The 1,314-nt window shown below is 67.6% G+C and carries 2 protein-coding genes; both read right to left on the bottom strand.

What is annotated here, in order from left to right:
* Positions 1 to 31: 31 nt before the first annotated feature.
* Positions 32 to 982, bottom strand: coding sequence for an IS3 family transposase (locus IRX98_RS22380; RefSeq protein ID WP_224280564.1), 951 nt, complete (start codon positions 980 to 982; stop codon positions 32 to 34).
* A complete protein-coding gene (locus tag IRX98_RS22375) occupies positions 979 to 1,269 on the bottom strand; it encodes a transposase (RefSeq protein ID WP_224280562.1) in 291 nt (96 codons plus the stop codon). Before IRX98_RS22375 ends, IRX98_RS22380 begins: the two co-directional genes overlap by 4 nt.
* Positions 1,270 to 1,314: the final 45 nt, after the last annotated feature.

The following is a 1,314-nucleotide window of genomic DNA, read 5'->3' as shown; positions in this document are numbered from 1 at the left end:
TGTGGTTCCCCCCGAATCGTGGAGGGCTTCTCTATGCGGCTTCCCGGTCGGGGGCCGCTGTGTCCTCGTAGTTGACCGGGCTCATCATGCCCGCCGAGCTGTGCCGGCGTTGGTGGTTGTAGAACCCGTAGCACCAGTCCAGCACGACCGTCTGGGCCTGGCCGGTGTTGGTGAACTCGTGGCGTGAGAGGACCTCCCACTCCAGGCTCGAGAAGAACGCCTCGGCTGCGGCGTTGTCGAAGCACGACCCGACCCGGCCCATCGACTGCCGGATGCCAAGTTGGCGGCAGAGCTTGGTGAACGAGTTCGCCGTGTAGGTCGAGCCCCTATCGGTGTGGAAGATGACCCGCTTGCTCTCGTCCTTGCACCAGTCCGGGCCGTTGACCGCGTCCACGCCGCCGCGGCTCGCGACAGCCATCTTGATCGCCGCGCAGGCCAGCTCGGCGTCTGGATGCAGCGACGTCGCGGCACCCAGGAGACGACGGGAGTACAGGTCGATCACCGTCGCCAGGTACAGCTTCCCGGCCGCGGTCGGGATCTCTGTCATGTCGCCGACCCAGCGGGCATTCGGCCGGGGGGCGGTGAAGTCCCGCTTGAGCAGATCGGGGAACTTCGGCGCCGTCTTGTCCTGCCGGGTCAGCCCGTTCCTGCGCCTGATCCGCCGGGCCACCAAGCCCTGTCGGCGCATCGAGTCAGCGACCGTCTTCTCCGACACCGTCCAGCCCGCATCACGCAGGTCGTGGACCAACCGCGGCGAACCGTGCAGCCCCCGGGCCTTGCCGAACGCAACCCGCACGGCACGATCGACCGTGTCGCGGCGCCGGTCCCGCGTCGTGTGCAGCCCGTTGGCCGCGCCGGGGCTCTCGGCCCGTCCGAGCCACTTGTAGAACCACGCCAGGCTGACCCCGAGCAGGGCACAGACGACCGTGTGTGGCACGCGGTGGGTGGTCCTCTGGTCGGCGATGAAGCGTGCCACGCTCACTTCGTCGCCTCCTTGACCCACAGGACCACGGATCGCTTGAGGACATCACGCTCCATCCGGAGCTCGGCGACTTCGGCACGGAGCCGCTTGAGCTCTTCGACGTCGTCCTTCGACAGCCCCCGGGTGTCCTCGGCGGCCTCGCGTGCACGAGCGACCCAGTTGCCCAGGGTGCCCTCGTTCACGCCGAGGTCACGAGCGACCTGCGCGATCGGCTTGTTGGTCTCTTCGACGATCCGGACAGCTCCCTCACGGAACTCCCGGTCGTACTTCTTCCGCTTCTCTGGCATCTCGATCCTCATTGTCGATGCCTCTACGGTCCGGGGGGAACCTCA

Origin of the sequence: Nocardioides lacusdianchii, assembly GCF_020102855.1 — a bacterium.
GTDB classification, from domain to species: domain Bacteria; phylum Actinomycetota; class Actinomycetes; order Propionibacteriales; family Nocardioidaceae; genus Nocardioides; species Nocardioides lacusdianchii.
The sequence above is the reverse complement of the archived record's forward strand: the minus strand, read 5'-3'. Positions and strand labels throughout refer to the sequence as shown.

Excerpts from the sequence above, each read along its gene's own strand:
- IRX98_RS22375 (WP_224280562.1), bottom strand. The coding sequence starts at position 1,269 with ATGCCAGAGAAGCGGAAGAAGTACGACCGGGAGTTCCGTGAGGGAGCT.